The organism is Streptomyces sp. NPDC101160 (assembly GCF_044768205.1).
Lineage (GTDB): Bacteria > Actinomycetota > Actinomycetes > Streptomycetales > Streptomycetaceae > Streptomyces.
This window is the reverse complement of sequence record NZ_JBIWPJ010000004.1, coordinates 1-24,539: the sequence shown is the minus strand read 5'-3', so window position 1 is coordinate 24,539 and position 24,539 is coordinate 1. Positions and strand designations below refer to the sequence as shown.

The 24,539-nt window shown below is 69.5% G+C and carries 22 protein-coding genes and 1 rRNA gene; 13 read left to right on the top strand and 10 right to left on the bottom strand.

The annotated features are described in order from the left end of the window. Positions 1–59 precede the first annotated feature (59 nt). The 3 genes from ACIRSU_RS13175 to ACIRSU_RS13165 are packed head-to-tail and all read left to right on the top strand — an operon-like array spanning position 60 to position 1,916. A complete protein-coding gene (locus ACIRSU_RS13175; RefSeq protein ID WP_403791553.1) occupies positions 60–1,226 on the top strand; it encodes a S8 family serine peptidase in 1,167 nt (388 codons plus the stop codon). A gap of 31 nt (positions 1,227–1,257) precedes the next feature. Then, positions 1,258–1,587: a hypothetical protein gene (locus ACIRSU_RS13170; protein WP_403791551.1), complete on the top strand. Its 330-nt coding sequence runs from the start codon at positions 1,258–1,260 to the stop codon at positions 1,585–1,587. A 20-nt stretch (positions 1,588–1,607) separates the two neighbouring features. After that, positions 1,608–1,916, top strand: a complete 309-nt coding sequence (locus ACIRSU_RS13165; protein ID WP_403791550.1) for a WXG100 family type VII secretion target — start codon at positions 1,608–1,610, stop codon at positions 1,914–1,916. Positions 1,917–1,981: 65 nt separating this feature from the next. On the opposite strand, the gene ACIRSU_RS13160 is transcribed toward ACIRSU_RS13165, so the two are convergent. The 8 genes from ACIRSU_RS13160 to eccCa all read right to left on the bottom strand — a co-directional run bounded on the left by ACIRSU_RS13160 (position 1,982) and on the right by eccCa (position 11,988). Then, positions 1,982–2,215 carry a DUF397 domain-containing protein gene (locus ACIRSU_RS13160; protein WP_389209133.1) on the bottom strand — a complete coding sequence of 78 codons (234 nt, stop codon included), beginning with the start codon at positions 2,213–2,215 and terminating at the stop codon, positions 1,982–1,984. Between the two features lie 145 nt (positions 2,216–2,360). Further along, the gene (locus ACIRSU_RS13155) at positions 2,361–3,068 is read right to left on the bottom strand and encodes a hypothetical protein (protein ID WP_403791549.1); all 708 of its coding nucleotides are present in this window, start codon (positions 3,066–3,068) and stop codon (positions 2,361–2,363) included. A gap of 145 nt (positions 3,069–3,213) precedes the next feature. Beyond that, a complete protein-coding gene (locus ACIRSU_RS13150) occupies positions 3,214–3,726 on the bottom strand; it encodes a hypothetical protein (RefSeq protein WP_403791547.1) in 513 nt (170 codons plus the stop codon). A 246-nt stretch (positions 3,727–3,972) separates the two neighbouring features. Next, a complete protein-coding gene (locus ACIRSU_RS13145; RefSeq protein WP_403791545.1) occupies positions 3,973–4,641 on the bottom strand; it encodes a hypothetical protein in 669 nt (222 codons plus the stop codon). Beyond that, positions 4,610–6,781, bottom strand: a complete 2,172-nt coding sequence (locus ACIRSU_RS13140; protein ID WP_403791544.1) for a hypothetical protein — start codon at positions 6,779–6,781, stop codon at positions 4,610–4,612. Before ACIRSU_RS13140 ends, ACIRSU_RS13145 begins: the two co-directional genes overlap by 32 nt. 22 nt (positions 6,782–6,803) lie before the next feature. Then, positions 6,804–7,214, bottom strand: coding sequence for a hypothetical protein (locus tag ACIRSU_RS13135; RefSeq protein ID WP_403791542.1), 411 nt, complete (start codon positions 7,212–7,214; stop codon positions 6,804–6,806). Between the two features lie 7 nt (positions 7,215–7,221). Further along, positions 7,222–7,911 carry a hypothetical protein gene (locus tag ACIRSU_RS13130; RefSeq protein WP_403791540.1) on the bottom strand — a complete coding sequence of 230 codons (690 nt, stop codon included), beginning with the start codon at positions 7,909–7,911 and terminating at the stop codon, positions 7,222–7,224. Positions 7,912–8,037: 126 nt separating this feature from the next. Beyond that, positions 8,038–11,988, bottom strand: coding sequence for a type VII secretion protein EccCa (eccCa, locus tag ACIRSU_RS13125; protein WP_403791538.1), 3,951 nt, complete (start codon positions 11,986–11,988; stop codon positions 8,038–8,040). 171 nt (positions 11,989–12,159) lie between these two features. Here eccCa and eccD point away from each other — a divergent pair, with 171 nt between their 5' ends. From eccD to ACIRSU_RS13095, 6 genes are all read left to right on the top strand, one after another. Next, positions 12,160–13,635, top strand: a complete 1,476-nt coding sequence (gene eccD, locus ACIRSU_RS13120; protein WP_403791536.1) for a type VII secretion integral membrane protein EccD — start codon at positions 12,160–12,162, stop codon at positions 13,633–13,635. A 201-nt stretch (positions 13,636–13,836) separates the two neighbouring features. Next, positions 13,837–14,127 (top strand): 30S ribosomal protein S15, encoded by a 291-nt coding sequence (rpsO, locus tag ACIRSU_RS13115; protein WP_389209153.1) that lies wholly within the window; start codon positions 13,837–13,839, stop codon positions 14,125–14,127. Positions 14,128–14,399: 272 nt separating this feature from the next. Then, positions 14,400–16,610 (top strand): polyribonucleotide nucleotidyltransferase, encoded by a 2,211-nt coding sequence (locus ACIRSU_RS13110; protein WP_403791534.1) that lies wholly within the window; start codon positions 14,400–14,402, stop codon positions 16,608–16,610. Then, positions 16,607–17,986, top strand: coding sequence for a M16 family metallopeptidase (locus ACIRSU_RS13105; RefSeq protein WP_403791532.1), 1,380 nt, complete (start codon positions 16,607–16,609; stop codon positions 17,984–17,986). Before ACIRSU_RS13110 ends, ACIRSU_RS13105 begins: the two co-directional genes overlap by 4 nt. Positions 17,987–18,028: 42 nt before the next feature. Beyond that, positions 18,029–18,781 (top strand): 4-hydroxy-tetrahydrodipicolinate reductase, encoded by a 753-nt coding sequence (dapB, locus tag ACIRSU_RS13100; RefSeq protein ID WP_403791530.1) that lies wholly within the window; start codon positions 18,029–18,031, stop codon positions 18,779–18,781. A gap of 5 nt (positions 18,782–18,786) precedes the next feature. Further along, positions 18,787–19,227 (top strand): hypothetical protein, encoded by a 441-nt coding sequence (locus tag ACIRSU_RS13095; RefSeq protein ID WP_403791528.1) that lies wholly within the window; start codon positions 18,787–18,789, stop codon positions 19,225–19,227. A gap of 31 nt (positions 19,228–19,258) precedes the next feature. Here ACIRSU_RS13095 and ACIRSU_RS13090 read toward each other — a convergent pair whose 3' ends face one another. Continuing rightward, complete coding sequence (locus tag ACIRSU_RS13090; RefSeq protein WP_403791526.1) at positions 19,259–19,840, bottom strand: hypothetical protein; 582 nt, start codon at positions 19,838–19,840, stop codon at positions 19,259–19,261. Between the two features lie 53 nt (positions 19,841–19,893). Next, entirely contained in the window at positions 19,894–20,133 is a 240-nt protein-coding gene (locus ACIRSU_RS13085; RefSeq protein WP_403791524.1) for a hypothetical protein, read from the bottom strand. Positions 20,134–20,298: 165 nt separating this feature from the next. Between ACIRSU_RS13085 and thyX the strand changes: the two genes are divergently transcribed. From thyX to ACIRSU_RS13065, 4 genes are all read left to right on the top strand, one after another. After that, positions 20,299–21,039: an FAD-dependent thymidylate synthase gene (gene thyX, locus ACIRSU_RS13080; protein WP_403791522.1), complete on the top strand. Its 741-nt coding sequence runs from the start codon at positions 20,299–20,301 to the stop codon at positions 21,037–21,039. A 203-nt stretch (positions 21,040–21,242) separates the two neighbouring features. Beyond that, entirely contained in the window at positions 21,243–22,142 is a 900-nt protein-coding gene (gene dapA / locus ACIRSU_RS13075; protein ID WP_403791520.1) for a 4-hydroxy-tetrahydrodipicolinate synthase, read from the top strand. 110 nt (positions 22,143–22,252) lie between these two features. Then, positions 22,253–23,938 carry a ribonuclease J gene (locus ACIRSU_RS13070; RefSeq protein WP_403791518.1) on the top strand — a complete coding sequence of 562 codons (1,686 nt, stop codon included), beginning with the start codon at positions 22,253–22,255 and terminating at the stop codon, positions 23,936–23,938. Positions 23,939–24,452: 514 nt separating this feature from the next. After that, positions 24,453–24,539, top strand: a 16S ribosomal RNA gene (locus ACIRSU_RS13065); the annotation flags it as partial.

The window sequence follows — 24,539 nt, the reverse complement described above, 5'->3', positions numbered from 1 at the left end:
TCCTGATGTCCCCCCTCACCCGGGTCGTTCGCAGCCGAGCTGTGGGCGTGCTCGGCGCCATGACCGCCGTCGTCGCGACGTGGATCGTCGCGGCGCCGGCGGCGCATGCGGACGACATGCGGTCGCGCCAGTGGTACCTGGACGCGATGAAGGCCGACGACATCTGGAAGGTGGCCACCGGCAAGGGCATCACCGTGGCCGTGGTCGACTCCGGAGTCGACTCGACGTTGCCGGAGCTTCACGGAAACGTGCTGTCCGGACGCGACTTCGACCTGGGGGGACCGGGGCGGGTGGACGACAAGGACACCGACCGCCATGGCACGAATATGGCCCTCGCGATCGCCGGTAGCGGCGTCAATGGCGGGGTCAAGGGCATTGCCCCCGGCGCGACGATTCTTCCCGTAAGGACAGGTGCCTTCTATGGCATCGATTGGGAGACGACGTACAAGGCCGTTCGCTACGCCGCAGACAATGGCGCTCGCGTGATCAACATCTCCCAGGCGGGTCCCGCGCACGACGAGGATACGGCTGCCTGGCGGGCGACGGTGGACTACGCCCGCAAAAAGGGTGCCCTGATCTTCGCTGGTTCCGGAAACGATGGGGAAGGAAACCCGGTCTATCCGGCCGCCATCCCCGGAGTGGTCGCCGTCGGCGCCCTCGACACCAAGGGCAAGGTCGCCAAGTTCTCCAACTACGGTCCCCACCTCGCTCTTGCCGCCCCAGGCGTCGAGATGCCCGGCCGTTGCACCAGCGACAAGAACAAGTACTGCGCTTTCGAGGGCACCAGCGGCGCCACCGCCATCGCCTCCGGCGTAGCCGCCCTCATCTGGTCCGCGCACCCCGACTGGACCGGCAACCAGGTCCTCCGCGTCATGCTGGAGACCGCCGGCCACAACGGGCCGGTCCCCAGCAAGTACATCGGCTACGGCTCCGTCCGCCCCGCCCAGGTCCTCCTCGAAGGCAAGGGCGACCCGGGCGACCCGAACGTCGACCCGCTGCTCGCCGCGCAGGCGAGTGCGGCACCGAGTCACGTAGCGAGCCAGTCGCCGGCATCCCAGTCACCCCAGACCTCCCCCTCTCCTGAGAACACGGGGGCAGCGGCAGCAGAGCCCGACGAGAGCGGCTTCCCGCTCTGGGCCGTCGCCGCGAGTGCCATCGCCGTCGTTGCCCTCGTCGGCATCGTCGTCGCGGTGGTCGTACGCAGGAGAGCGTCGACAGACGCATGAGCAACGCCATCGACAACAAGAGGAGCATCACATGAGCACTCCCGCAGGCGGGTTCGGACTCGCAGACGATCCGATCGTCAAGGCGAAGAACAAGATCATGGAGACCGGCGAGGCGGTCACTAAGCAGGCGCGTGAGCTCGCCGACATCCTGGAGACCTGCAGCGCCGGCTGGACCGGTGTCGGAGCGGCCGGCTTCAAGCAGGCCCAGACCCTCGTCAACGAGGACCACGACACCATCCGTCGCCTGCTGAACGTGCTGCTCCACGCCGTCGGCGAGACGAAGAACCTCAGCAACGCGAACGACGACGACGTGCGTGCCACCTTCGCCGCCGTCAACAACTCCGCGCTCAACAACATCTGACGAAGTAGGGGGACTGAAGCATGTCTGTCGACAGCGCCGGCACCAAGGTTCGGTACGAGAGCGTCCAGGAGATGGCGAACCGTATCCGGACGGTCTCGCAGCACATCATCAAGGACCTTGAGGAGATGGACACCGCGCTGCGGGTCGTCACCGACACGTGGGACGGTGACGCGCACCGTGAGTACGAGACCCTCCAGGGCAAGTACAAGAAGCGCGCCACGGACATGAAGGACCGCCTGGAGAAGGTGGCCCAGATCGTCGAGCAGGGCAAGGACAACTACCGCGCCACGGACGTCAAGGCGTCGCGCCTGTTCACCGAGTCCTTCTGACCGGTCACCACATGAGCTGAGGCCCGCCCCTTCCGGGGCGGGCCTCAGCTCATGTGCCCGCGTCCTCACATCAGGTCGAACTCGCCGTCCTTCGCGCCCAGCACGAACGCGTCCCACTCCGCCTTCGTGTAGCGCAGCACCGTGTCGTGGTCGAGCGACGAGCGCATCGCGATGCCCCCGCCCGGCAGGTGCGCGATCTCCACCCGCTCCTCGTCGGGGCTCGTGCCGGGGGCGCCCTGCCACTCGACACCGCTGATGTCGAGCGCGTACAGCTCGTCCTTCTCCTGCTGAGTGCCCATCTGGCTCTGCTCCTTCGTGCGTCGACGGCGGCGCAACAACGTTGCAGCTCAATGATGGGCGGCCGGGCCTGCGCCTGTCATCCGGATCCCGCGGAATCACTCCGCCTGCAAGGCGGTGCGGCCACCGTCCGTGCGACGCGCTTCATTACGGGGTTCCTCCAATCGGAGGGTTGGTGGTCGCCCCCAGCGGTGTGACCAAGGGAGTCTTCTTCAGCGGTCCGTTCTGGCAGCCCAGGGCCTCCGCAGCCCGTCGCGTCATGCGGTAGACGAACTCCATCTGCTGGTCCTGGGTGCCGTGGTCCTTGACCGCCCCCAGGTTCACGGTGAACGAGCCCTCCGCGTGGAGCAGCAGTCCTTTCGCGGGACCAGGTGTGTCAGGCAGGGCACACGGCACGTAAAGATGGGTGGAGACGTCGTTGGACGTGCCGGTCGCCTCGTTCAGCGCATACGAGCGGGTGCCCTCCACGAGGGCATTGCTCTTCGCGTCGGACAGCGGGGACCACATGTAATCGATGTTGGCCTGACCCATGCCGCGCCGGCCGTCGGGGAAGAAGCTGCACTGACGTACGGAGTACGTGGTCCGGTGCCCAGGCTGCTCGCGCAGTTCGGTCCGCATGTGTTCGAGGAACTTGGGTGTCCGGTACCCGTGCAGGGTCGTGAAGGTGTCCGCCCGCAGCACGTGGCGCAGGATCTTGTCCTCGGGGGACCCCGAGGCGATGTCGCAGACGTAGTCGTCCGGGTGCTCCGCCTGCGGTTCCTCAGAGGAGCCGCAGGCGGTCGCGGTGAACAGGGAGAGGGCGGCGACGGCCAGACGCGCCGGGGTGGCGACCGTGCGTCGCGTCAGATGGTGCATGCGTTTCGGGTTCCCGTCGGTGGAGGGGCGGTGCGTGGTCGGCGGGAGCGGTCAGCTGACTGCTTGGGCCCGGGGCGATGTTCGAGCTGTCAGCCGGCCCCGAGCGGTCGGCACGCTTCGCCGGTCTTCGTGTCCCGCGAGGCGGTCAGAGCCTGACCAGCATTCCCCGCCACGTCCATCCCGCGCCGAGGACCGCCTCGCGCAGGGGATCCTTCAGTTGCCGCGTGTCGAAGGCGAAGTCCTCGACCAGGTGCCGACGGCCATCGGCACCCCGCTCGATCGTCCACCGCTTGGACGTCGTGGTCACCTGCCCACGGCTGTACTCGGCCGAGGTGGCCAGCCTGGGCGTGCCCTCCACCCAGTTGATCTCCAACTGCTCGTCGAGCGCCCGCACCTCGTGCTTGTCGGCGACCAGACGCAGCTTGATCTTGAGGCTCTGCTCCGGTCGGGACTCCAGGAAGAAGGTCCGCCAGGCAGGCTCCAGGATCCGCCACTCCGCCACCAGGTCGGCCTTCTCCGCCGGGCGGCCGTTGCGTACGACGTACGGCTTGTCCGCGCTGTTGACCGCGAGCAGCGCACCCCGGACCTCCATGGCGGACAGCGGTGCGACACCCCTGTCCGGGTACTGGGTTCCGGTGAACCTGTCCAGCAGACCCATCGTCAGGCCTCCGTCCCTCTGTTCGGGCGCAGTGTGCGCAGGAAGTCCTGGAAGTTTCCCAGGACGCTGTCATGGCCTTGCCTGCCGGGGCGCTCAGTTCGCCCGTGGGCGCATGGAGGACGTCCGGCCCAAGATCTCACCGCGGCTCCTTCGCCGGCGGTGCGTTCTCGCGGCCCAGGCCTCTGTGGCCCGCCGCGCCGTGCGGTGGACGAACTCCGTGCGGGGCCGTGCGCGGCCGGTGAGCGGTCAGCGCGACGTGACAACGGGGTCCTTCGCCAGCGGCTTGTTCTCGCAGCCGAGGGCATCCGTGACTCCGCGCGTCATCAGATAAAGGAAAGAGACCTCCCGGGTTTCTCTCTCCTTGTCCACGTCCTTACCCCGGTTCACCGTGAGGGAGGCGCTGGCGCGGAGTACGGCCTTGCTCGCAGGTGCGCTCAGGTCGCCGCCCAGGTCGCACTTGACGTAGAGGCCCGCAGAGAGGCTGCCGGCTTCTCCCATGGCGCCGTTCACGTCGTAGAACGTGCCTGCCTGGGCACGCCGGTTCACCGATTCGTCGGCAGGAGCCCACGTGAAGTCGAGCACCACGCGTTCCTTGCTGCCGTCCGGAAGGTACCGGCAGAGATAGGCAGGAGGAGACGACCGCTCTCCTTGCCTCTCCCTGAGGTCGTCCTTGAGCTGTGACACGAACCGCTGGTCCGGCATCATGGCCTCGGACGTGAAGTCGTCCGTACCGAGAACATCGCGCAGCGCCTTGCCGGCGGCGGAGTCCGCTGCCGGACCGCACAGCCCCTCGGCCTGCGCACCGGAGCCCCCAGAGGAGCAGCCGGTCGCGGCCAGCGCCAGCGCGATCGCACCGGCCGCGCACGAGAAGGTCCTCCTGCGTTCAGTTGCCCAGGTGCGCCGCCGCAGCTCCACGACCGTCCTCATATCCCGAATTCGTAGCGGCTTGGGCCGAGTTATACGCACCACTGCCCAGCGTTCCCTTCTGCTCTCCCCACGACCGGATGAGCGTGTTCAGACCGTCCTTGCCGCGGGCGTAGTTGTTGCTCGAATCCTGCTTGCCCTGTTCCTCCGCGGCATCGGTGACGTCCTTGACCCAGTCGTACTTCGCGGCGTCGATCAGTGACCCTCCTGCGGTGCCGAGGATGGGAACCTCTCCGATCAGTCCATTGACCGCTGCGGCAGAGTGCTCCGACAGGCCCTCGGCCCAGTCCACCTTGTCGTCCTCCTTGTCGATGTAGACATCGGCTCCGATCCCGTTGAGGGCACCCATCGCCATGCCGACGTGCCGCGCGCGGTTGTTCCAGTCGGCGCTCTGATCGTGCGTCTCGTCACCCTTGAACGGAGGGGCCTCAGCCAGCTGTTCGGCGGAGTATCCCCGTTCCGCTTCGTAGAGCAGGGCGAAGGCCGGACCGTCGTCGGCGATACCGCGCATGACGCGTATGAGGCTGCCCTGGCCCACGGCGATGTTCGAGGTGTCACCTGGCCCCGAACGGGTGTTGATGGAGTCACTGCCGGCGACCCCGCCGTATGCCGGGTCCTCGCCGTTGAGGATCACATGGGTGTCGGCCACGTAGTCCGCGAGGGCCCTGGCCATCGGCTGTCGGAGGTTCGCGAGGTCTTCGGGGAACTCGTCTCCGCCCATCTCCGAGTCGAGCAGCTTGATGGCGCCGTGCATGACCCTTGCCTGGCCTGCGCTGTGCAGGCCCACCTCCCCCAGCTTCTCGCCCGGCGCGTGCCCCGTCGCCGCCGCCTGGATCGCGTTGCCCAGGCCCGTCGCCTTGAAGGGGTCGTCCATCTCCATCGGTGCGGAGTAGAGCGTGTTCATCAGGGGGTCGGGCCACTTGCGGTCCGTGAGCAGGAACTTCAGGTGCTCGTTCGCGTTGCCGGGGGCCTTGGGGTCGAGGAAGTACTCGGCGTCGGCGGGGTCCTTGCTCATGATGTCGAGCAGGCCGTCGAGCGGGTCGTGCACGATGTTCGGGCGCCGGCCGTCGAAGAAGTGGAGCCAGACCTCGGGCTTCTTCTTCTCGATCGAGATCATGTCGTCGCCGATCTCGTTCAGGAACTCCTTGCCGAAGCCCTTCGGCTCGCCCGCTTCCATCAGCGTCACGAGCATCTGGTAGCCCAGCGTCGGCTGGGTGTTGCTGGCCAGGTTCTGGCCGCCCAGCTCCTTCAGGCCGTTGACGAACGGGCGGTACGCGTAGCTGTCCGGGTCCTTCGTGCCCGAGGCGATCGTGTCCGCGAGGCCCGCGTTGATCGACTCGTAGAGCTTCTTCTGGTCGGCCGGGATGCCGCGCTCGTTCGCCGCCAGGTTCATCCGGTCCGCGATCTTCAGCGTGTCCTTGGCGCCCAGGCCGTCCAGGTAAGCCTCGCTGAAGTGCGGGTCCTTGGAGTTGTGGGCGAGGATGTCGCGGTAGTGCTCCAGCTCCTCCTTCGACGCCTTGCCGTCGCGGACCTTCTCCGAGAGCTTGAGCGCCTCGACGGCCTCGACGTCGTTGACGGGCTTGGAGTTGAAGCCGAGCGGCGCGCTGCCGTCCGCGCCGGAGGCGTTGAGCAGAGCGACCTTCACGTCGGCGTCGAAGTCGGTGACCGCCTTGACCGCGTCGCTGATCTTGCGCGTGTACGACAGCTCCGTCTCGTGGAGATCGGGGTCGTGCCGGATGGCGTTGGCCTCCTGGGCGTCGACCTTGCTGAAGTCGTAGCTCGCGTTGCCGTACTCGGAGACCTTCATGCCGGCGGCGATCGCCTCGTCGACCGCCGCCTTCACCCGCCCCTTGAGCTCGGTGAAGGTGCCGTGGGCGTCGCGGAGCAGCGACTCCATGGCGAGCGCCTCCTTCTGCGCCGAGTCGAGCTCCTTGCGGGTGATCGCGAAGTTCGTGGCGCTGACCTGCTGGGCCTGGCCGGTCCACAGCGGGTTGTCCGTGGCGACGCCCTGGACCTCCTTCTCGTACAGGTCCTCGACCTTCTTGAACTTCTCGGCCATGCTCTTCCAGCCGTCGGCGGCCGTGCTCAGCTTGCCGAGGTCGGTCTGCATGATCTCCTGGTACGTCGGCATCGCGATGTCCCCCTCTTCCGCCCTACAGTCCCGACACCTTCGACTGCGTCGGGGCGAAGCTGAAGCCCGTCTCGAAGTCGTTGTTCTTGAACAGCGTCGACGCGCCGCGCAGCGCCTTCTTCTCCGAGTCGAGCCGGGCCATCAGCCGCTTGACCTGGCTGTCCCAGTGCTCGTGGGCCTGCTTCAGGCCCGCCGCGGTGTCCCAGCCCTTGAACTCGGCGACGGCACCGTTGGTGCCCTCGTCCGCGGCGTCCGCCGCCGACGTCACGCCGGGCTGTATGTCGGTCTCGATGATGCCCGCGGCCTTCTTCTTCTTCGCCGGCGTCGTCGCCAGGTCGGGGGCGCCGCCGCCTCCGCCGGGGTCCGAGGGCAGCTGGTTGAGCCGCGTGCTCGCGACGGTCTTGTGCCGGTTCCACTCGTCGTCGAATCCCATGGTGATCTCAGCCTCCCGTGACCTGGCTACGGAACTCCTCCAGCGGCATCGTCCGTTCCGCCGCCGGCAACGTGATCGTGAACTCTCCCCCGAAGGAGTCGTACGTCGTCGTGCTGTGGCGCCCGTTCCGCGTCGACTCCAGCAGGACGAGGCGTGAGGTGTCGCTCTCCACGTAGTACGTGTCGGAGGACGTGTCGGAGGACGTGCCGGACGCCGTGTCCGACGCGTCGGCCGCCGCCTCGACGGTGAAGGCCTCGGTGCCCCGGCCGTGAAGGGTGCGGTCGCGTTCGGAAGCGCGTTCGGCCTGGTCGGGGATCCTGAAGTACGTGTCGCAGTCGGCACCGTCGGGCAGCTCGGAGGTCACGTACGTCCCCGCCAGCCGGTCCGGCACCGTGACCCGCTCGCCCTTCTCGCCCAGGGCCCGGGCGAGGAGCGCGGCACCGGTGTACGTCGTGCCGTCCTTGCAGTACATCTCGCCCGAGCCGCCGACCCACGTGGCCTTGACGCGCAGCCCCTGGTCGGGGTTCCACCACATCTCCTGCCACCCGCCGGCGAACGCCGTCGTGCCACCGGAGGAGTGGAAGGACGAGGAACGCATCGCGTCGTTCGCGTCCCCGACCGCGCCGCATCCGGTCAGCGCCGTCGCGACGACCGCCGCCGCAGCGCACACGCCCCAGGCGCGCAAGCGCACTCTCATGGCCTGTCCGCCCTCCCGTTCGTCTCGTCACGTCCTGGCTCGTCGACCGCGTTTCGACCGCCTCGACCCTTGTGCTCACGGTGGTGGGCGGCGCCGCTCCCCGACGCCGCCCACCACCGCCCCGCCTCACTCCTTCGGCATCTGCCCCGTCTGCACCAGCGACGCCTGACCCCGCCGCGACACGAACAGGCCACGCCCCGCCGGCATCGGCCGCGGCCGCGCGTTGCCCAGCAGGTCGCCCTCCGAGGGGTCGCCGGACAGGACCACGCCCTGCGCGCCCAGTTCCTTGATGCGCTGCATGAACGCCTCGTACATCGAGCGCGAGGCGCCCGCGCTGTTGCGGGCGATGATGAAGCGGACGCCCGTGTCACGGGCGAAGGGGAGGAATTCGGCGAGCGGGGCCAGCGGGTTGCCGGCGCTCGTCGCGACCAGGTCGTAGTCGTCCACGATGATGAAGACCTGCGGGCCCGACCACCAGCTGCGGTCGCGCAGCTGCTGCGGCGTCACGTCCTGCGGCGGCTGGCGCCGTGCGAAGACGCCCGACAGGGCCTCCATGTGCATCTGCATGGCGCCCGCCATCGGCGCGTACTCCAGGAGGTGCTCCTCCGGCAGGCTGCCGAGCAGCGACCGCCGGTAGTCGCCGACGACGAGCTTGGCCTCGTCGGGCGAGTAGCGCTCGCCGATCTGCTTGGCGATGAGCCGCAGCAGGTTGGTCTTGCCGGACTCGCTCTCGCCGAAGATCAGGAAGAACGGGTCGGTGTCGAAGTTGATGAACACCGGCTCCAGGCGCGTCTCGTCGATGCCGATCGCGATGCCGTGCTGCGGGAACTCGAAGCCCTTCGGCAGCCGGTCCGCCGACAGCTTGTGCGGCAGGAGCCGTACGGGCGGGGTCGACGGCCCGTGCCAGGCGCTGCGCACGGCCTCGACGAAGGCCGCCGTGCCCTCCGCGAGGTCGCCCGCCGAGCTCGATCCGTCGATGCGCGGCAGCGCGCCCATGAAGTGCAGCTTCTCCGGGACCTGGCCGCGCCCGGGCACGCCCGTCGGCACGTTCGCCGCGACCTTGCGGTCGAACTCGGAGTCCATGACGTCACCGAGCCGCAGCTCCAGACGCCCCAGCATCTGGTCCTTGAGGGCGGCGCGCACCTCCATGTAGCGGGCGGCGGTGATGACGACGTGGATGCCGTAGCCGAGGCCGCGGGAGGCGATGTCCGCGACGGACGCCTCCAGACCCTCGTACTCGTTCTTGAAGCCGCCCCAGCCGTCGATGACCAGGAAGACGTCGCCCCAGGCCTCCGACGGCAGTTCGCCGGCCGCCCGCTTGCGCCGGTAGGTGGCGATGGAGTCGATGTTCTGCGAACGGAAGAACTCCTCACGCCGGTTGAGCACGCCGAGCACCTCGGCGACCGTGCGCCGCACCCGCTCCGGATCGAGCCGGGACGCGACCCCGCCGACGTGCGGCAGCTCCGCGATCGCGGACAGGCCGCCGCCGCCGAAGTCCAGGCAGTAGAACTGCACCTCGGCCGGGGTGTGGGTGAGCGCGAACGACGAGATCAGCGCCCGCATCAGGGTCGACTTGCCGGACTGCGGACCGCCGACCACCATCATGTGGCCCGCCGCGCCGGAGAAGTCCCGGTACAGCACCTCACGCCGCTGCTCGAACGGCTTGTCGATGAGGCCCAGCGGCACGGTGAGCCCGCCCGGCCGGGTGTACTCGGTCGCCGTGAGCCCGCGGTCCGCCGTCTGCGCGAGCCCCGGCAGGAGCTGGTCGAGCGACGGCGCCTGGTCGAGCGGCGGCAGCCACACCTGGTGGGCCGGCACGCCCTGCCCCTCCAGGCGGCGCACGATCACGTCGAGGACGGTGTCCGCGAGTGCGTCGTCCTCCTCGGAGCGCTGCGCCGTCAGGTACGCCGGGTCCGGCGCCGCGTACACCACCGGCACCGGCGACGCCGTGAACAGCGCCGGACGCCGCTCGATCGGCATGTTCCCGGCCTCGAGACGCGGCCCGCCGGTGCGGTACGTGCCGGAGACGTACGCCGCCTTGAAGCGGGTCATCTCGTCCGTACCGAACTTCAGATAGCCCGAACCCGGCACCGACGGCAGATGGTAGGCGTCCGGCACACCGATCGCCGTGCGCGACTCCGCCGCCGAGAAGGTCCGCAGACCGATCCGGTACGAGAGGTACGTGTCGAGGCCGCGCAGCTTGCCCTCCTCCAGGCGCTGCGAGGCGAGCAGCAGGTGCACACCCAGGGAGCGGCCGATGCGGCCGATCTGGATGAACATGTCGATGAAGTCAGGCTTGGCGGTGAGCAGTTCGGAGAACTCGTCGATGACCAGGACGAGCGAGGCCAGCGGCTCCAGGGGAGCGCCGGCCGCCCGCGCCTTCTCGTAGTCGTGGATGTTGGCGTAGTTGCCCGCGGAGCGCAGCAGCTCCTGGCGCCGCTGCAGCTCGCCGCGGATCGCGTCACCCATGCGGTCGACCAGTGTCAGGTCGTCCGCCAGGTTGGTGATGACCGCCGCCACGTGCGGCATCTGCGACATGCCGGCGAAGGTCGCGCCGCCCTTGAAGTCCGCGAGGACGAAGTTCAGCGTCTCCGAGGAGTGCGTCACCGCGAGGCCGAGGACCAGCGTGCGCAGCAGCTCCGACTTGCCGGAACCGGTCGCGCCCACGCACAGGCCGTGCGGGCCCATGCCCTCCTGCGCGGCCTCCTTCAGGTCCAGCATGACCGGCCCGCCGTCCTCGCCGACGCCGATCGGCACCCGCAGCCGCTCCGCGACCGACCTCGGCCGCCAGGTGCGCGCCACGTCCACCGACGCCGCGTCGCCCAGGTTCAGCAGATCGGTGAAGTCCAGGTTGGCGAGCAGCGGTTCGTCGCCGTCCCCGCCGCCCATCCGCAGCGGCGCCAGCTGCCGGGCCAGCGCCTCGGCGGCCTGGAGCGACATGACGTCCGGCACGCCCTCGTACGCGAAACCGCCGCCCGACTCCAGGCGCAGCCGCCCGGGCCGCACGACCACCGACAGACCGCCGCGCGGCTCGTCGAGCTCGCCCGACACCACCTCGACGATGGTCACGCCCTGCAGCCCCTCGGCCGCCGCGAACAGCGAGTCCGGCGGCACCATCCCGCCGTCGAGGACGACCACCACGTGCGGCTGGTCCAGGACCGGCTGGCTGTCCCGGCTGAACCGCGGCCGCCCGTCCAGCCGGGACCGGAGCAGCTGTTCCAGCTCGCCCAGGTCGTCGCCGAACAGGCGCTTCGTGCCGGCCCCGTCGACCGCGCCCGGCACCTGCGTGTGCGGCAGCCACTTCGTCCAGTCCCAGCGCTCCTGCGCGCCCCGCGCCGCCACCACGGCCACCATCAGGTCGTCGGGGGAGTGCAGCGTGACCAGTTGGGCCACCAGACCGCGCGCCGCGGACTGCGCCGCCTCCGGGTCGCCGGACACCGTCACGTGGTAGAAGGCCCGCAGCGACACGGCCATCGGCAGCCCGTCCAGCGTGCCGTGCACCGCCAGGAACTGCTGCATCGCGCCCGCGCACAGCGGCTCAAGCTCGTCCACCGGAGCCGTGTCCGGCGCCACCAGCGGCGTCGCCAACTGCTGGGCGCCGAGCCCGATCCGCGCCTGCGCGAAGTCGTTGTCGCCGACCCGCCGCTCCCAGACCCGCGAGCCCTCGGCGACCACCGACCACAACTGCTCGGGCGCCGGGTGCAGATACAGCTGCGCGTCGCGCTGCTTGCGCGCGGTGCGCCGCACCGCACGCCGCGTCTGGGCGAGGTATTTGAGGTAGTCCCGCCGGACATCGGCCATTTGCCCCTGCGCACCCCGGCGGAATCTGACGAACTGGGCGATCGCCATGCCGACCGTCGACGCCAGCATCAGCGTGCCCATGATCTTCATGATCGGGGACGGCGTCATGAAGAAGAACACCACCGAGGAGCCCATGCCGAGCATCGGCAGAAGCTGCATCAGCGCGGACTCCTGCTGCCCCCGCGGCAGTTCCGGCGGCGACTCCAGGACCAGTTCCTCGCTGGGGACTTCCGGAGGAAGGGACCTCGGCGGGCGTTTGACGACGATCTGGCTCACCGGCGCATCAATCCCTCGTTACGGGCGGGCTCGTGAGGGAGCTTCCGCACCGGCGCCCCGTTCGCGACGGTCTCCCCCCGAGAGCAAAGGATCCTACTTGCAGCCACTGACACAGGACCCCGGTAGGGTGACCCGCACCGTGCGCAACCGCGAATCAGGGGGTCCAGAAACGTGAGTACGACCGCAGCGACCGGCTTCTGCCGCGTCACCGTCGTGGCGCCGGACAGCCGCATCGACGTGGCACTCCCCGAGGACATCGCCGTCGCCGACGTCTACCCGGAGATCCTGCGGCTCACCGGACAGACCCAGCCGGCCGGCGCCCCCACCGGCTACCACCTCGTCCGCCGCGACGGCACCGTCCTCGACGGCGCCCGCACGCTCGCCGCCCAGCAGGTCCTCGACGGCGAGGTGCTCAGCCTGCGCCCGTTCGCCGAGTCCCTGCCGCCCGCCGTCTTCGACGACGTCTCGGACGCCGTCGCCTCCGCCGTCACCCGCGACCGGCACCTGTGGAGCGACGAGCTGCTGCGCGGCGCCGGACTCGTCGGCGCGGTGCTGCTGCTCGTCCTCATGGGCTTCGTGCTCTGGTTCGCCGACCCGGTCCGCCACGACATGCACAGCCTCCCCGGCATCATCGCGGGCGCCGCCGGCGTGCTCCTCACCGCCTTCGCCGGCGTCCGCGCCCGGGTGTACGGGGACCGGGCCACCGCCGTCGCCCTCGGCCTCGGCGCGCTGCCGCTGCTGCTCATCGCCGGCTCCGGGATCATCGCCCCCGAGGCCGGCCACGGCCCCGGCCGGCTCCAGTTCCTGCTCGGCTGCGTCACCGTCCTGGTCGCCGCCGTCACCCTCGTCGCGCTCACCCCGAGCGGCGACGCCCCCTTCGTCGCCGCGACCTTCCTGGCCACCGTCGGCACCCTCGCCACCTTCGCCGCGATCCTCACCGAGGCGTCCGCCACCGAGACCGCCGCCGTCTGCGTGCCCGCCGCCATCGGCCTGGTCGCCTTCCTGCCCGGCCTCTCGGCCCGCTTCGCCCGCCTCCCCATCGGCTACGCCTCCCCGCGCAGCGCCACCGACGACGACTTCGCCGCCGACCCGCACCAGCCCGTGCTCGCCGAGGCCCAGCCCGTCGACGCCGAGCGGATCGCGCTGCAGGCCCGCCGCGGCCACGAGATGCTGCTCGGCCTGGTCGGCGGCTGCGCGGCCGTCGTCGTCGGCTCCTGCGCCGTGCTCGGCTTCGCCGGGAACGTCTGGGGCCAGCTCCTCGCCCTCGCCGCAGGCCTCGCGATGCTGCTGCGCGCCCGCCTCTTCCGCTACACCTCGCAGGTCGCCTGCGTCCTGGTGGCCGGCCTCGCCGCGATCGCCCTGCTGATCCTGGGCCTCTCCCTGAACCCGCCGACCGACCTGGTCGCGGACCTCGTGATGTACGGGGACCGCGGCGGCCTCGACATCCGTACGATCTGGCTCACCGCGGCCGTCGCCGCCGGTGCCGCCCTCGTCACCGCGATCGGCCTGATCATCCCGCGCAAGGGCCTGTCACCCTTCTGGGGGAGGCTGCTCGACCTCACCGAGGGCTTCGTCCTGCTCGCGCTGGTCCCGCTGTGCCTCGCCGTCCTCGACGTCTTCATGCGGGCCCGCTCGCTCACCGGCTGAGCCCGGGCCCGTACGAAGGGCGCCCTCCGGCACCCCGAGGCGAGCTGGTACGCTGTGTGACGGCCGTTTGTGTACGCGCTCCCGGAAGCTTCGAACCTCTGGAAGCAGCGCTCATCGGACCTTCGCTCCCGAGTCACGGAAGTTTCCCCTGAGACCTAGACCAGGGGCACTCGTGGGCGCACGAACCAAGAGGAGATCCGCGTGGCTCTCGACGCCGCCGTCAAGAAGCAGATCATGGCCGAGTTCGGCACCAAGGAGGGCGACACCGGCTCCCCCGAGGTCCAGGTCGCGATGCTGTCCCGCCGCATCTCGGACCTGACCGAGCACCTCAAGGCCCACAAGCACGACCACCACTCCCGTCGTGGTCTGCTGATCCTGGTCGGTCAGCGCCGCCGTCTGCTGCAGTACCTGGCCAAGAAGGACATCCAGCGCTTCCGTGCGCTGGTCGACCGCCTCGGCATCCGCCGCGGTGCGGCCGGCGGTGCCAAGTAAGGACGCCGTGAAGGGAGCGGTTCCCACTTTCAGGGGGCCGCTCCCTTTGCTGTACGTGCGCGAAGGTGCCACCGGACCTTAGTCTGGTCGCACAACGCCACATCAACGCGCGAGAAGCAGCCGGCCCGCCGCCGGTCCTCGGTAGTGGTCCCCGGGCAGTGCTCCCGGAGGCTTCGATCGAAGACCGGCCCGCCATCACAGTGCTTCTCCCGCACCGTCCCGGACCACACGGGTCCGCGGACGCAAAGACGAACACGTAGGAGAAACCGCTAGTGGAGAACGAGACCCACTACGCCGAGGCCGTCATCGACAACGGCGCCTTCGGCACCCGCACCATCCGCTTCGAGACGGGCCGCCTGGCCCGCCAGGCCGCCGGCTCCGCCGTCGCGTACCTGGACGACGACACGATGGTCCTCTCCGCGACCACCGCGTCGAAGAAGCCCAAGGACCAGCTCGACTTCTTCCCGCTCACGGTGGACGTCGAGGAGCGGATGTACGCCGCCGGCAAGATCCCCGGCTCCTTCTTCCGCCGTGAGGGCCGCCCCTCCGAGGACGCGATCCTCACCTGCCGCCTGATCGACCGCCCGCTGCGCCCGTCCTTCAAGAAGGGCCTGCGCAACGAGATCCAGGTCGTCGCCACGATCATGGCGCTCAACCCCGACCACCTGTACGACGTCGTCGCGATCAACGCCGCGTCCGCGTCCACCCAGCTGGCCGGCCTGCCCTTCTCCGGCCCGATCGGCGGCGTCCGCGTCGCCCTGATCAAGGGCCAGTGGGTCGCGTTCCCGACGCACACCGAGCTCGAGGACGCCGTCTTCGACATGGTCGTCGCGGGCCGCGTCCTGGAGGACGGCGACGTCGCGATCATGATGGTCGAGGCCGAGGCCACCGAGCAGACCATCGCCCTCGTCAAGGGCGGCGCCGAGGCGCCGACCGAGGAGATCGTCGCCGCCGGCCTCGAGGCCGCGAAGCCGTTCATCAAGGTCCTCTGCAAGGCCCAGTCGGACCTCGCCGCCAAGGCCGCCAAGCCCCAGGGCGAGTTCCCGGTCTTCCTGGACTACCAGGACGACGTGTACGAGGCCCTCGCGGCCGCCGTCAAGGGCGAGCTCTCCCAGGCGCTGACCATCGCGGGCAAGCAGGACCGCGAGGCCGAGCTGGACCGCGTCAAGGAGATCGCCGCCGAGAAGCTCCTCCCGGCCTTCGAGGGCCGCGAGAAGGAGATCTCCGCCGCCTACCGCAGCCTGACCAAGGCCCTGGTGCGCGAGCGCGTCATCAAGGACAAGGTCCGCATCGACGGCCGCGGGATCACGGACATCCGTACCCTCGCCGCCGAGGTCGAGGCCATCCCGCGCGTGCACGGCTCGGCGCTGTTCGAGCGTGGCGAGACCCAGATCCTGGGCGTCACCACCCTCAACATGCTCCGCATGGAGCAGCAGCTGGACACCCTCTCCCCGGTGACCCGCAAGCGCTACATGCACAACTACAACTTCCCGCCGTACTCCGTCGGCGAGACCGGCCGCGTCGGCTCCCCGAAGCGCCGCGAGATCGGCCACGGCGCGCTCGCCGAGCGCGCGATCGTGCCGGTCCTCCCGACCCGCGAGGAGTTCCCCTACGCGATCCGCCAGGTGTCCGAGGCCCTCGGCTCCAACGGTTCGACGTCCATGGGCTCGGTCTGCGCCTCCACCATGTCGCTGCTGAACGCCGGTGTGCCGCTCAAGGCCCCCGTCGCCGGTATCGCCATGGGCCTGATCTCCCAGGAGATCGACGGCAAGACGCACTACGTCGCCCTCACCGACATCCTCGGTGCGGAGGACGCCTTCGGCGACATGGACTTCAAGGTCGCCGGTACGAAGGAGTTCGTCACCGCCCTCCAGCTCGACACCAAGCTGGACGGCATCCCGGCCTCCGTCCTGGCCGCGGCCCTCAAGCAGGCCCGCGACGCCCGCCTCCACATCCTCGACGTGATGATGGAAGCGATCGACACGCCGGACGAGATGTCCCCGAACGCCCCGCGGATCATCACCGTGAAGATCCCCGTGGACAAGATCGGCGAGGTCATCGGCCCCAAGGGCAAGATGATCAACCAGATCCAGGAGGACACCGGCGCCGAGATCACGATCGAGGACGACGGCACCATCTACATCGGTGCCCAGGTCGGCTCGCAGGCCGAGGCCGCCCGCGCCACGATCAACGGCATCGCCAACCCGACCATGCCGGAGGTCGGCGAGCGCTACCTGGGTACGGTCGTCAAGACCACCACCTTCGGTGCCTTCGTCTCCCTCATGCCGGGCAAGGACGGCCTGCTGCACATCTCGCAGATCCGCAAGCTCGCCGGTGGCAAGCGCGTGGAGAACGTCGAGGACGTGCTCGCGGTCGGCGCCAAGGTGCAGGTCGAGATCGCCGAGATCGACCAGCGCGGCAAGCTCTCCCTGATCCCCGTGATCGAGGGCGAGGAGACTGAGAAGGACGCTGCCGACCAGTGACGTCCCGCAGTTCCGCGACGACGGCCCGCCCCTCCTCCGAGGGGCGGGCCGTCGCCCGTACCCAAACGCTTCTCCCGGGCCGCGACGGCATCGGCACGGTCCGCCGCACGACGCTCCCCGGCGGCCTCCGCATCGTCACCGAGACCCTGCCCTCGGTGCGCTCCGCCACCTTCGGCATCTGGGCGCACGTCGGCTCCCGCGACGAGACCCCGGCGCTCAACGGCGCCACCCACTACCTGGAGCACCTCCTCTTCAAGGGCACCGCGAAGCGGTCCGCCCTCGACATCTCCGCCGCGATCGACGCGGTCGGCGGCGAGATGAACGCCTTCACGGCGAAGGAGTACACCTGCTACTACGCCCGGGTCCTCGACACCGACCTGCCGCTGGCGATCGACGTCGTCTGCGACATGCTCACCGGCTCGCTCATCCTCGAAGAGGACGTCAACGTCGAGCGCGGCGCGATCCTCGAAGAGATCGCGATGACCGAGGACGACCCCGGCGACGTGGTCCACGACCTGTTCGCGAAGACGATGTTCGGCGACACCCCGCTGGGCCGCCCGGTCCTCGGCACCGTCGAGACCGTCAGCGCCCTCGACCGCGGCCGGATCGCCCGCTTCTACAAGAAGCACTACGACCCGACCCACCTGGTCGTCGCCGCCGCCGGCAACGTCGACCACGCCACGGTGGTACGCCAGGTCCGCCGCGCCTTCGAGAAGGCCGGTGCCCTCACCCGTACCGCCGCCGTCCCCGTCGCCCCGCGCGACGGACACCGCACGATCAGGACGGCCGGAAGGGTCGAGGTCCTCGGCCGCAAGACGGAGCAGGCACACGTGGTGCTCGGCATGCCGGGCCTGGCCCGCGCCGACGAGCGCCGCTGGGCGCTCGGCGTGCTGAACACCGCCCTCGGCGGCGGCATGTCCTCCCGCCTCTTCCAGGAGGTACGGGAGAAGCGCGGCCTGGCCTACAGCGTGTACTCGTACACCTCCGGCTTCGCGGACTGCGGCCTCTTCGGCGTGTACGCGGGCTGCCGGCCCAGCCAGGTCCACGACGTGCTGAAGATCTGCCGGGACGAGCTCGAGAAGGTGGCCTCCGACGGGCTCACCGACGAGGAGATCGCCCGTGCCGTCGGCCAGCTCTCCGGCTCCACCGTGCTCGGCCTGGAGGACACCGGCGCGCTGATGAACCGCATCGGCAAGAGCGAGCTGTGCTGGGGCACCCAGATGTCGGTCGACGACATGCTGGCCACCATCGCCGCCGTCACCCCCGAGGAAGTGCGCGCGGTGGCCCGCGATGTACTGGAGCAGCGGCCCTCGCTCTCGGTGATAGGACCGCTGAAGGACAAGCAGGCCGACCGCCTCCACTCCGTGGTCGCCTGAGCACCCCGTTCCCGCACCCAAGTCCCGCACCTAAGGAATCAGATGAGCAAGCTGCGCGTGGCGGTCCTCGGAGCCCAGGGCCGCATCGGCTCCGAGGCGGTCAGGGCCGTCGAGGCCGCCGAGGACATGGAACTGGTCGCCGCCCTCGGCCGCGGCGACAAGCTGGAGTCCCTCGTCGAGGCGGATGCCCAGGTCGCCGTCGAGCTGACCACCCCCGGCTCGGTCATGGGCAACCTCGACTTCTGCGTGCGCCACGGCATCCACGCGGTCGTCGGGACCACCGGCTGGACCGAGGAGCGCCTCGCGCAGCTCGGGGGCTGGCTCGACCAGTCCCCGCAGACCGGTGTGCTGATCGCGCCGAACTTCTCCATCGGCGCGGTCCTCACCATGAAGTTCGCGCAGCTCGCGGCCCCGTACTTCGAGTCCGTCGAGGTCGTCGAGCTGCACCACCCGCACAAGGTGGACGCCCCCTCCGGCACCGCCACCCGCACCGCCCAGCTGATCGCCGCCGCCCGCGCCCAGGCCGGCCTCGGCGCCCAGCCGGACAACACCACGCAGGGCCTGGAGGGCGCCCGCGGCGCCGACGTGGACGGCGTCCGGGTGCACTCCGTACGCCTCTCGGGTCTGCTCGCCCACCAGGAGGTGCTGCTCGGCGGCGAGGGCGAGACCCTCACCGTGCGGCACGACTCGCTGCACCACTCCAGCTTCATGCCGGGCATCCTGCTCGGCGCCCGCCGCGTCGTGACCACCCCGGGCCTCACCTTCGGCCTGGAACACTTCCTGGACCTGGGCTGACGGTCATGGGCGGAAAGATCACGTACGTCTTCCTGGCCACCGTCCTCGTCCTCGTCTTCGGCGTGGTGGGGATGGAGGGCGTCCTGCTGCTGCTGACCGGCGAGCCGGCGGCGATGGGCATGGGTGCCGTCGCCTTCGTGCTGCCGGTGGTGGGCGCCTGGTTCCTCTGGAAGAACACCCGCTTCGCGCGCCGCGCGAACCGGCTGGCCGCGCTGCTCGAGGCCGAGGGCGGCCTGCCCGTCGACGAGCTGAAGCGCACGGAGGGCGGCCGCATCGACCGCGACTCGGCCGACGAGGTCTTCGCCCGGCGCAAGGCCGAGACGGAGGACTCACCGGACGACTGGCGCTGCTGGTTCCGCCTCGCGGTGGCCTACCACGACGCCCGCGACACCCCGCGGGCCCGCCAGGCCATGCAGCGCGCGATCGCGCTGCACGAGGCGGCCTGAGCCGTACGCCGGGGGCGGCCGTACGCCGGGGTCAGCGCGCTCCGGCGTACGCCGGGCTCTCCGCCTGCTCCGCGTGCTCGCCGTACTCGGCGCTCCAGGCCTCGACCGTGTCCGCGGCGCGGTCGAACGCCTCGACGCGGGAGAGGAAGTCGGCGTTGTGATCGGTGAGCAGCGGGGTCTGCTCACCGTCGCGGCGTACGAGGACGAGGGCCTGGCCCTGGACCGTGCGGGGGAGTCCCAGCCAGCGCACCGGCTGCTGGGCGGTGCGCACCGCGGCGGCCTGCCGCCACGGCACGGTCCGCGTCCTCAGGAAGGAGACCTGCCGCAGGCCCGCCCGGCTCACCCAGACACCCATGCGCAGCAGGCGCAGCGCGCTGCAGATGATGATCGCGGCGAACCCGAAGGTGAGCCCGGCCCCGCCCAGCGCGCCGGCGGCGGCGATGACGACGGCCGCGATCAGCACGAACGAGGCGAGCAGCAGCGCCAGCGCGGCGATCCCCACCCGCCACGGCCCGGGCCGGTACGGCCGACGCCACACGTCGTGGTCGTCGAACGGCAGGGCGACGTCGTCGGCGCCGAAATCACGGTCGGCCGTCAGAAAGGGCAGGGGCACGACGGGTCCTCACTCACAAGCACGTTCGGTGGGCTGTGCCCGGTGAGGCTACCTCAGCGCCCGTCGGAAGCCTCGGACTGCTGCTGGTGCCCGTTCGCGTGCTGGGAGTCCAGGGACGGCATACCGAGGACGAGGGAACCCACGAGGCCGGCGACCACGGTCAGTCCGATCAGCGTACGGCCCAGGACCTGGCCGGGCCTGAGCCGCTCCCGCGGCGGCGGAGTGACGTTACTGCGGAAGCTGTCGGACTCCGCGACGAACGCGAACGGTACGGCTTCTCGCCGGCTGGGCATGGGGCCACTCTCCTGGGATTCGATGCTGAAAGGTGCCTGTCTTCTCTACAGACGACGGAAGCGGCGCTTAGGTGCCGTTTTTTCATCAAAGCGGCCGAATCTCATCCTCAGGGAGGACGTCGTTAGAGTGGACGACGCCACCCGCACTGACTGGAAGGACCGCCGGTGACCGACACCCCTGCAGAGAACGTCAAGATCGAACTACGGAGCGACGTCACCGTTGAGCTGGTCAAGAGCGCGGCGGCCGACTCCGACGTCCTCTGGGCGGCTCGGGTGTCCACGGCCGGCGAGCAGTCCCTGGAGGAGCTCCAGAAGGACCCGGAGCGCTCGAAGGGCCTGATCAACTACCTGATGCGGGACCGCCACGGCAGCCCGTTCGAGCACAACTCGATGACCTTCTTCATCAGCGCCCCGATCTTCGTGTTCCGCGAGTTCATGCGGCACCGGGTGGGCTGGTCGTACAACGAGGAGTCGGGCCGCTACAGGGAGCTGGAGCCGGTCTTCTACGTCCCCGACACCTCGCGCAAGCTGGTCCAGGAGGGCCGCCCGGGCAAGTACGTCTTCGTCGAGGGCACCCAGGCGCAGCACGAGCTCACCAGCCGGGCCATGGAGGACTCGTACCGCCAGGCGTACGGGACGTACCAGGAGATGCTGGCCGCCGGCGTCGCCCGCGAGGTCGCCCGTTCGGTCCTCCCGGTGGGCCTTTACTCCTCGATGTACGCGACCTGCAACGCGCGCTCGCTGATGCACTTCCTCGGCCTGCGCACGCAGCACGAGCTCGCCGCCGTGCCGTCCTTCCCGCAGCGGGAGATCGAGATGGTCGGCGAGAAGATGGAGGAGCAGTGGGCCCGGCTGATGCCGCTGACCTACGCCGCCTTCAACAAGAACGGCCGGGTGGCTCCGTAGCTCCGTAGCAACGCACACGTCGCCACGCACAAAAGTACGAAGTTCGCGAGCGAAGTGTCCGTATTGCGACGTTTCGTGAAGTTCATCTAGGCTGATCAAACGGACCCGGCACTGCTTGAACCCCCGAGCAGGCAGTGCCGGGCTCCCTTTATCGCGTCCCCCGAGGGGACACCCGGCGCTGAGCAGCGAGTAGCGTGTTACCCATGGCTCCGATCTCCACTCCGCAGACCCCCTTCGGGCGGGTCCTCACCGCCATGGTCACGCCCTTCACGGCGGACGGCGCACTCGACCTCGACGGCGCCCAGCGACTCGCCACCCATCTCGTCGACGCGGGCAACGACGGCCTGATCGTCAACGGCACCACCGGCGAGTCCCCGACCACCACCGACGCGGAGAAATCGCAGCTCGTACGGGCCGTACTGGAGGCGGTCGGCGACCGCGCCCACGTCGTCGCCGGCATCGGAACCAACGACACCCACCACACCCTCGAGCTCGCCCGTACGGCGGAGCGCGACGGCGCGCACGGCCTGCTCGCCGTCACCCCGTACTACAACAAGCCCCCGCAGGAGGGCCTGTACCGGCACTTCTCGGCCATCGCCGACGCCACCGAGCTCCCGGTGATGCTCTACGACATCCCCGGCCGCAGCGGCGTCCCGATCGACACCGAGACCATCGTCCGGCTCGCCGAGCACCCCCGGATCGTCGCCAACAAGGACGCCAAGGGCGATCTCGGCCGCGCCAGCTGGGCCATCGCCCGGTCGGGACTCGCCTGGTACTCCGGCGACGACATGCTCAACCTGCCGCTGCTCTCGGTCGGCGCCTGCGGCTTCGTCTCGGTCGTCGGCCACGTCGTCGCCCCCGAGCTGCGCACCATGGTCGACGCCTACCTGGCCGGCGACGTCCAGAAGGCCACCGAGATCCACCAGCGGCTGCTCCCGGTCTTCACCGGCATGTTCCGCACCCAGGGCGTCATGACCACCAAGGCCGCCCTCGCCCTCCAGGGCCTCCCGGCCGGCCCGCTGCGGCTGCCGCTCGTCGAGCTCTCCGCCGAGGAGACCGCCCAGCTCAAGGTCGACCTGGCCGCCGGCGGGGTAGAGCTCTGACACCAGACTTCATAACTGAACACCCGTAACTGAAAACGACAGCAAGTGCACGATTGTCATGCGCGCCACGTGCCCGAGCGGTACGTGGCGCGTGTGGTGAGGAGAGACTTTTGAGCCATCCGCATCCCGAACTCGGCGCCCCTCCGAAGCTCGCCAAGGGCGGCCTCCGCGTCACCCCGCTCGGTGGGCTCGGTGAGATCGGCCGGAACATGACGGTCTTCGAATACGACGGCCGCCTCCTGATCGTCGACTGCGGCGTCCTCTTCCCCGAAGAGGAGCAGCCGGGCGTCGATCTGATCCTGCCCGACTTCACCACCATCAAGGACCGCCTCGACGACATCGAGGGCATCGTCCTGACCCACGGCCACGAGGACCACATCGGTGCCGTGCCGTACCTGCTCCGCATGAAGCAGGACATCCCGCTCATCGGCTCCAAGCTGACCCTCGCGCTCATCGAGGCGAAGCTCCAGGAGCACCGGATCCGCCCGTACACCCTCGAGGTGGCCGAGGGGAACCGCGAGCGCTTCGGCCCCTTCGACTGCGAGTTCATCGCCGTCAACCACTCCATTCCGGACGCCCTGGCGGTCGCCATCCGCACCCCCGCGGGCATGGTGGTCCACACCGGCGACTTCAAGATGGACCAGCTCCCGCTGGACAACCGCCTCACGGACCTGCACGCGTTCGCGCGGCTGAGCGAGGAGGGCATCGACCTCCTGCTCACGGACTCGACGAACGCCGAGGTCCCGGGCTTCACGGCACACGAGCGCGACATCTCGAACGTGCTGCGCAACGTCTTCGCGAACGCCCAGAAGCGCATCATCGTGGCCAGCTTCGCCAGCCACGTGCACCGCATCCAGCAGATCCTGGACGCCGCCCACGAGTACGGCCGCCGGGTCGCCTTCGTCGGCCGCTCCATGGTCCGCAACATGGGCATCGCCCGTGACCTGGGCTACCTGCGCGTCCCCGCCGGCCTCGTCGTCGACGTCAAGAGCCTCGACGACCTGCCGGACGACGAGGTCGTGCTGGTCTGTACGGGCTCCCAGGGCGAGCCCATGGCCGCCCTGTCCCGGATGGCCAACCGCGACCACCAGATCCGGATCGTCCCCGGTGACACCGTGATCCTGGCGTCCTCGCTCATCCCGGGCAACGAGAACGCGGTCTACCGCGTGATCAACGGCCTGACCCGCTGGGGCGCCAACGTCGTCCACAAGGGCAACGCCAAGGTCCACGTCTCGGGCCACGCCTCGGCCGGCGAGCTGCTGTACTTCTACAACATCTGCAAGCCGAAGAACCTCATGCCTGTCCACGGCGAATGGCGCCACCTGCGCGCCAACGCCGAGCTCGGCGCGATGACGGGTATCCCCAAGGACCACATCGTCATCGCCGAGGACGGCGTCGTCGTAGACCTGATCGACGGCCGCGCCCGGATCACCGGCAAGGTCCAGGCGGGTTACGTGTACGTGGACGGCCTCTCGGTCGGCGACGTCACCGACGCCTCCCTGAAGGACCGCCGGATCCTCGGTGAGGAGGGCATCATCTCGGTCTACCTGGTCGTGGACGCCTCCACCGGCAAGATCGTGGGCGGCCCGCACGTCCACGCCCGCGGCTCCGGCATCGAGGACTCCGCCTTCGACGCGGTGCTCCCGAAGATCGACCAGGCCCTGAACAAGTCCGCCCAGGACGGCGTGGTCGAGCCGCACCAGCTCCAGCAGCTGATCCGCCGCACGGTCGGCAAGTGGGTCTCCGACACCTACCGCCGCCGCCCGATGATCCTCCCGGTGGTCGTGGAGGTCTGACGGACCGTCGGCCCGTAGGACGGAGGGGGGCGCCTCGATTTGCATCGGGGCGCCCCCCTCCAGTACGTTTACGGCTCCGCCAGAGGGGAAGCCCCGGGCACCACCGTGTGCCGGGAGAGTGAAACCGAAGGGCGGGAAATCCGACTCAGAACTTCTGATAAAGTCGGAGAGCGCCGGAAGGCCCCGAAAGAACGACGAAAGTCGGGAAAGCGGGACCGGAAAGCACCGAGGAAATCGGATCGGAAAGATCTGATAGAGTCGGAAACGAAGGAAGCGCCCGGAGGAAAGCCCGCGAGGGTGAGTACAAAGGAAGCGTCCGCACCTTGAGAACTCAACAGCGTGCCAAAAATCAACGCCAGATTAGTTGATACCCCGTCCATCTTCGGATGGTCGAGGTTCCTTTGAAAAAGTCCACCCCTTGTGGGTGGCGCACAGCGAGGACGCTGTGAACAGTCGGCCATATTCCGGTCTGACTGTTCCGCTCTCGTGGTGTCGACCCGATTACGGGTAAACATTCACGGAGAGTTTGATCCTGGCTCAGGACGAACGCTGGCGGCGTGCTTAACACATGCAAGTCGAACGATGAAGCCCTTCGGGGTGG